Below are 6,831 nucleotides of genomic sequence, written 5' to 3' on the forward strand. Positions count from 1 at the left end.
GTACTTGGTTCTGTCGGTTTCGGCTCGTCCTTGCTTGGCTCTGTCGGCTTCGGCTCGTCCTTGCTTGGTTCTGTACTTGGTTCTGTCGGTTTCGGTTCATCTGCTGGATACTTGTAATCATCCGGAAGCGAAGCCCGATACGGATCATCTGTTCTTCCAGCTTCTTTCAAGGTTGCAGACAACTCTGCTTCATATTGTTTGAATTGCTTAAAGAGACGTTCTGAGCGTGCCAAAGCTTCTGTTGTTACCTGATCTTCTGCATCCTTAGCTGCTGCTTCATCTGCTTTCAAAGCTGCATATTTAGCATCACTAACTTTCTGCTCAATCATTAACTGTTCTTCGAGCGCTTTCCAATGATTTTGGATAGATTTTCCAAAGAGATCTTGGTTGTTAATCGCCATTTGGTCAATGTGCCAAACAGTCCAATACCAAGAATTCGGATCATAGGTTTCTGTTCGAGGTTTAAAGGCTTGATAAGTATCCTTCACATTCCCATAGAATGGAACGTACGGAGTATTCCGAGAAGGCCCCAAGCCTAGCCAGACAGTCCCACCAAATGTCTTTGGTAGATTTGGATTGATCTGATAAACATGGGCATCAATAACATTTTCATTTCCAAGCGCATATTTATACTGATCTTGACGCACTTCATCCTTGCTTCCATCATCACCTTGTTTTTTAACACCAATTTGATCATCTGGTACAAAGCGTCCATTCAAGTGTTCAAAACGGTTTCGTTGGAAAGCAAAGGCATCTTCCAAAGTATACTTCTTATCTAGATCACTTGGTGAGCGGAAAAGTTCGTACTCATCGTCTTCATACGTCACTTTTGCTTTTGGATCTAGCAAAGTAATCCCTGCATAGGTCCGAGAACGATCTCCTTCAGCATATTTAGCAGGTCCGTATGATTTGGCAATGTGGAAATTTCCGTCTTTATCTGTTTGATAGTTTCCAGACTCTTTGGCTACTTTTTCAACATCTTTTGACGCAATGACATTTTCCGTATCTGTCAAATCTACATGACCAAGATAATAGGTATTGGCAAATACTGCATATTTATCTTCTGGTACCTTCACGGCTACATATTGATGTCCAGAAAGGATTTCCATGTACCAGGTCTCGTTTTGGTCTGCAAAGACAACAATATTGCCTTCAGCCGAACCCTTTTCCTCGATCACTTTTGCCAGTAATTCAACCCCTTCACGCGCTGTTTTCACACGAGGTAAAATCACGTCCAGCATGGCTGCTTCTGGAAGTCCATCCGCTTTTAGAGGGTCTGTTGCCAATACTTGTTTATTGGGACTAGCTGAAACAGTTGCCGTCATAGAAACACCAGCTTCATTAAAGCCATGTTCCCCAAAAGCTCCATTACTACCATCACCTCGAGCAGAGTCATAGGTCGCTGTATATCTCATCTCGCTGGCAGCGTGAGGATAAGTGAAACCATTGGACTCATCTTGGATTTGATCCCCTTCATTATAGGTTTTCGCATCTACAACAACATAGTTTTTGTTGTGTTTCCCGCCATTTGGATAGTAAGGGTAGTCTTCTGTCCGACCAAAAAGTGTCGTTCCATCCTTGGTCAACTGTCGACCAATAATGAAACCACAGCAGGCTTGAACAGCCTGAATAGGCAACAAGAGAATTACCATTATAGCAATGACAACTTTGAACGTTAACTTCTTCATCGTTAACTCCTTTTTATTTTTTGAAAGTCCTAAACTTCCTTTATTTCATCAATCATAGTATACCCTTTTCATTCCGCCTTTGCAAGCGCTTTCAAAAATGTTTATTTATACGCTTTACAGATAAAAAATAGAGAAAACATACACAAAAAAATAAAAGCTTTCAAAGCGTTTGCTCATTTATATGTACGCGAATCAAGTAAAAGCAAAATTTATAAAATATTATAATCTCTAAGAATTAAAAATCCTTACTCTATCAAAAGTCGCAGTTATAAAAAATACCGCTTTTTTAAAGCGGTATTTGAGTTCATTTCTTAAAAAATTGGTCGTTGAAAGCTCAGAAAAATCAGAATAGTTGCTAATCCAAGGTAGGCTGCCAGTGCTAAAAACCGTTGAGACTTGCTAAAAGCATAGCGCTCTCCTGACACTGGTAAAATTACAGCCCCTAAAGCTCCGCCGACTAGACCGCCCAAGTGACCTGAAAGGCTAATTCCCGGCAAAAAACTCATGATTAAGTTGACAACGAGCAGACTCATATAGGATTGACCCAACTGCTGGAGATAGTAATTTCGCGTAGCATAACGAAGCACGACAATCGAAGCAAAAAGTCCAAAAAGCGAGGTAGAAGCGCCAGCTGCTAAACTGTTGGGTGAAAAATAGACAACAAATAAATTTCCCAGCACCCCCGACATCAGGTAAAGTATCAAGAATTTCAAAGAACCAAAGATGGCTTCGATTTGTCGGCCAAGGAAGTAGAGCGTTAGCATATTGACCACAAAATGCTCCAAGCCAATATGGATAAAAATGGCAGCAAAAACCCGCCAAAACTGCTCCGGAAAAGCTTGAATAGTATAACCGTGCACAGCTCCAAAGCGATACAAGGCTTCTGAATTGCTGTATTGAAAACCGTAAGAAAGAATCATCAAGACAAAGACAAGACTTGTTGCTATAAGCAAAGTGCTTGTCACTGGATAATCTCTATCATAGATTTGTTTCATACATGATTAACTCCTTTACTGCGACATCATGTTGGGCTGGTGTAAAATCCGCTTGCTGGACTTGATAAATGGTACTGACACTCGTCCCCTCATAATCATCCAAATAGCGATCGTAGTACCCACCGCCATAGCCAATCCGAAAGCCTTGAGAATTGAAGACCACGCCCGGCACATGAATCAGATCAATCTCCGTCTTCTCCACAGCCTCTTCGCTCATCGGCTCCAGCAGGCCAAAAGAGCTTTTTTGCAGGCGACTTTCATCATAGTCCACAAATATCATCCGACCCTGGCCATAGGTTTTGGGCACTAAAACCCGCTTGCCATCCAACTGAGCCTGCTTGATAAAAGCTAAAGTAGCGACTTCATGCGGCATAGAAAGATAGGTAGCGATAACCTGAGCTTTTTGATAAGCTGCTGAACTGAGCAAGCGCTGGGTCAGCCAGTTATCTGCCTGCTCTTTTTCTTTTCCTGACAGTTTCTTCATCTGGTTCAGTACAGTTTGTCTCAGCTCTTTTTTCATGCAGCTCGTCCACCCTTTCCTTATCTTTCGTTGATTTTATAATCTAGGAATTTCCCAATCTTTTCAATAGCAAAGGGCAGTGCTGCCTCATCCGGTGTCATCTTGGGATGATGGAGGGCATAGGGACTGTCCACTCCCAGCCAGAACATGACACCCTTTACCTTACTGAGCAGATAGCCGAAATCCTCACCTGTCATAGCCGGCGCAATATCAATCAACTGCACTCCTTCTTCCTTCTGGAAAAAGTCCATCAATTCGTCTGCCAAATCAGGATGGTTTTCCACAGGCAGATAGCCGCCTTGTTTAAGCTCCAAGTCCAATTCCAGACCGAAACTTTGGGCTAGGCCCTCTGCTATTTCCCGTAAGCGCTTCTGGGTCAAGAGGTTCATCTCCTGAGTCAGAGTCCGAATGGTGCCATGCAAAAAGGCCGTTTCTGCAATGACATTGTTGGTCGTGCCAGCATGGAGCAAACCAAAGGTTACAACCGCTCCCTCGATAGGATCGACATTGCGGCTGACAATGGTCTGCACCTGGGTGATAAAGTAGCTAGCCGCTACCAAGGCATCATTGGCTTCATGAGGAAAGGCCGCATGGCCTCCCTTCCCCTTAAAGGTCAGCTTAACTTCACAGGTACCAGCAAAAAGCGTTCCTCTGTTAGTGGCAATATCGCCGACCTTGAGGTCCGGTCGCACATGGAGACCGTAAAATTCATCTGGCAGCCAGTCGCCAAAGGCACCGTCTTCATACATGAGCATACCGCCAGCTTCATTTTCCTCTGCAGGCTGAAAGAGAAAGAGCAGATTGTGGGTAGGCTGAGTGCTCACAGCTTGCTCCAGCAGGCCTAGGGCAACCGTCATGTGCATATCGTGTCCGCAGGCATGCATCCGGCCTTCATGGGTACTGGCAAAGTCCAGTCCTGTATCCTCCACAATCGGAAGACCATCAATATCTGTTCGCCAGCCAATCGTCTTATCCGGTGAACTTCCCTTGATAAAGACCAAAATACCCGTCCGCCAAGTTCGGATTTCCACAAAGTCTAGACCTGCTGTCAGTCCATCAATGACCTGCATCAAGTAAGCATGGGTCTTGTATTCTTCCAGACCGATTTCTGGTATCTGGTGCAAATCACGGCGAATTTTTAGATAATCAAGCATCGTTTCTTTCCTTTATGGTCTTGTCAAACCAGATAAATGTCGGACCGCGCCCAATCAACTTCGGGCGCGGCACTCTTGTTTATGCAATATTAAAGTGTGCGAAGTGCGTCTTCCAGAGCTGTCTTCTGCTGTGTCTTCTCGTCAATAGTCTTGATAACTCTTGCCGGAACACCAGCAACCACTACGTTCTCTGGAACATCTTGGGTCACAATCGCACCAGCCGCAACAACGGAACCACTGCCAATTTGTACACCTTCAATCACAACTGCATTGGCTCCAATCAGCACATTGTCTCCAACCCGAACTGGCTCAGCACTAGCCGGCTCAATGACTCCCGCCAGAACAGCTCCAGCACCGACATGACTGTTTTTGCCGACAATAGCTCGGCCGCCCAGAATAGCACCCATATCAATCATGGTTCCAGCACCAATCTCCGCACCGATATTGATGACTGCTCCCATCATGATGACAGCATTATCACCAATTTCGACTTGGTCACGGATAATGGCACCCGGCTCAATGCGGGCATTGATGGCGCGCTTGTCCAACAGTGGCACTGCTGAATTGCGGGCATCCTGCTCTACGACATAGGTCTTATTTTCCTCTAAGTTCACTAGGAGTGGCTTAATTTCTTCCCAGTCTCCAAAAAGAACATTGCCTAATTTCACAACAGACCACGGAATCGAACCGTGCAATTCCCCGTTAAAGGTTACTTTGACAGGAGTCTTTTTCTTAGCTTCAGCGATAAATTTGATAATTTCTTGAGCGTTCATTTTAATAGCAGACATAGCTTCACCTCTTTGTTCTTTCTATCTTTGTTGGGAGAGGAAAGTTCCCTCTCCTATCTCTTTTATTTCTCTATTATAACACAATTCAGTCGTTTCGTTTTGACTTTCTTAGGAAGGACTTATTACCTCCTGTTCAGAGACTTGTATATTTTTCAAATGCAGGTTCCCATCCTTACCCTCTGAAAATTCTAAATAGTAGTAAGTACTATCTAATACTTTGTAGACCATGGTCACAGAGTAATAACCCTTAATGCCTATTTTTGTGTAACTTTTTGGAGGCCTCAAATATTCTAGGATTCCTTGATCACTCATTCCTTTTTCTGGGTCTGATTTCAATTCCTTAAGAAAGGAAAGTTCCTCATCTGACAACTCTTCTTTTTTATCTGTATAGTAAGTAACGCTAGCAAGATGTAGACCTGAACCAAAATCCCAAAATTGAAAAAACGCAAATCCCCCTCCCGCTAGAGTGTAAGTAAGTGACAATAATTTATCTTTCTGCCCCATTGTCATATCTTCGCTGCTTTTAGCTAACCCATACCGTTTGACAAAGTCAGACACTGTAATATTTTTATCTTCATCCTCTTCAATAGTGTAGTTTATAAAATCCATTTGTTCCCAATCCAAAGATTTAGCATCTGGAGAAGTATATTTTGATTCTGTGCTTATGAACTCATTCTTTCGGTGAGAATTTGTCCAATTCCCAATTAGGACGAGTAGTCCTATCACAACACCTAGCAGGGCGACAGCACTCACTACCCTGAAAAAAGGGGATTTTTGTGATACCTTTAGTTTCCTAGACTTCGTTTTATGAATTGGTTTGGATAAAGCCTTTGTCTGTTCGAGGTCAGCTCCTCCCCTTTCCCGCTGATTCTTGACCGACGAAGTGTTTCTGGCTTTAAACTTGGATTTATGCTCCCGCCTCAATGCTTCTAAATTTCTATCTTTCACCTTTTCACCTATCAACTAAAAACTTGATTGCTCATTACCTTTCTACAAACGGCTGATTTTCCTGCTAGATAAGCGCTACTAAGCACCCGCTTCTCCTGCTTCGCTTGCCAAACCTGAGCTGTCTTTCAGTCGATAGCTCTGAGTGTCATCTTTTTCAAAAGAAAAACTAACCTCCTGGCCATCCTCCAAACGATAAGAAATCGATAAAGTGGTATAGCTCAAGATTCCCCCATTCCAATCGAGGCGCTCTGGAAGTCCCAACTGACTGACAATCTCCTGATAGGTCTTCCCATTCTCTATACCAGAAAGATCTTGACGAGTGAGCTGAGCATTTCGGTTAGGCAGTTGCGCACTACTGAGATGCGTACATTTTAGGGACTGTAACTTAGGAGTTTCAGAAGAACCAAAATGGCTCTTAAAAGAAAGGCTAACTTTCGCTTCCGTCCCTGCTTGTGAATAGTCTAAAGCTATCGTCTTGATTGGGTCATCTTGATCCAATTCTTTTCCAGACTCAGCTTTCCCTAACTTTGCAACCACCTCGTCAACCTTTGTCAGATTTGGAACCGATGAAGTGAAGTCTGAGAACAAAGAAGTAATATCATCATAGGTAATATGAAACTGATACTCTTCTTTTTTAGCAATCCATTCTGGACGATTATCAGATTTTAAATCTTGATCCTTACCATATGAGTCTAACATACGAGAAATATCTGCAGCTTTTCTTTATCTTTTACCTTT

At 43.2% G+C, this 6,831-nt stretch carries 7 protein-coding genes; all 7 read right to left on the reverse strand.

Annotated elements, in window-relative coordinates:
- Nucleotides 1–1,688, reverse strand: a 1,688-nt coding sequence (locus STRDD04_RS07845; RefSeq protein WP_156469077.1) for a C69 family dipeptidase, incomplete at its 3' end; no start/stop codon positions are given.
- Between the two features lie 311 nt (nucleotides 1,689–1,999).
- Nucleotides 2,000–2,683, reverse strand: coding sequence for a rhomboid family intramembrane serine protease (locus STRDD04_RS07850; protein ID WP_062201262.1), 684 nt, complete (start codon nucleotides 2,681–2,683; stop codon nucleotides 2,000–2,002).
- The gene (locus STRDD04_RS07855) at nucleotides 2,667–3,203 is read right to left on the reverse strand and encodes a 5-formyltetrahydrofolate cyclo-ligase (RefSeq protein WP_062201264.1); all 537 of its coding nucleotides are present in this window, start codon (nucleotides 3,201–3,203) and stop codon (nucleotides 2,667–2,669) included. Before STRDD04_RS07855 ends, STRDD04_RS07850 begins: the two co-directional genes overlap by 17 nt.
- A 20-nt stretch (nucleotides 3,204–3,223) precedes the next feature.
- On the reverse strand, nucleotides 3,224–4,357 hold the full coding sequence (locus STRDD04_RS07860) for an N-acetyldiaminopimelate deacetylase (protein ID WP_062201267.1): 1,134 nt from the start codon (nucleotides 4,355–4,357) through the stop codon (nucleotides 3,224–3,226).
- Nucleotides 4,358–4,446: 89 nt separating this feature from the next.
- Nucleotides 4,447–5,145: a 2,3,4,5-tetrahydropyridine-2,6-dicarboxylate N-acetyltransferase gene (gene dapD, locus STRDD04_RS07865; RefSeq protein WP_062201270.1), complete on the reverse strand. Its 699-nt coding sequence runs from the start codon at nucleotides 5,143–5,145 to the stop codon at nucleotides 4,447–4,449.
- A gap of 108 nt (nucleotides 5,146–5,253) precedes the next feature.
- Nucleotides 5,254–6,093: a hypothetical protein gene (locus STRDD04_RS07870; protein WP_062201273.1), complete on the reverse strand. Its 840-nt coding sequence runs from the start codon at nucleotides 6,091–6,093 to the stop codon at nucleotides 5,254–5,256.
- 78 nt (nucleotides 6,094–6,171) lie between these two features.
- The gene (locus tag STRDD04_RS11530) at nucleotides 6,172–6,792 is read right to left on the reverse strand and encodes a hypothetical protein (RefSeq protein ID WP_231853918.1); all 621 of its coding nucleotides are present in this window, start codon (nucleotides 6,790–6,792) and stop codon (nucleotides 6,172–6,174) included.
- Nucleotides 6,793–6,831: the final 39 nt, after the last annotated feature.

The sequence above is a fragment of the Streptococcus sp. DD04 genome, assembly GCF_001578725.1.
Classification (GTDB): Bacteria; Bacillota; Bacilli; order Lactobacillales; family Streptococcaceae; genus Streptococcus; species Streptococcus sinensis.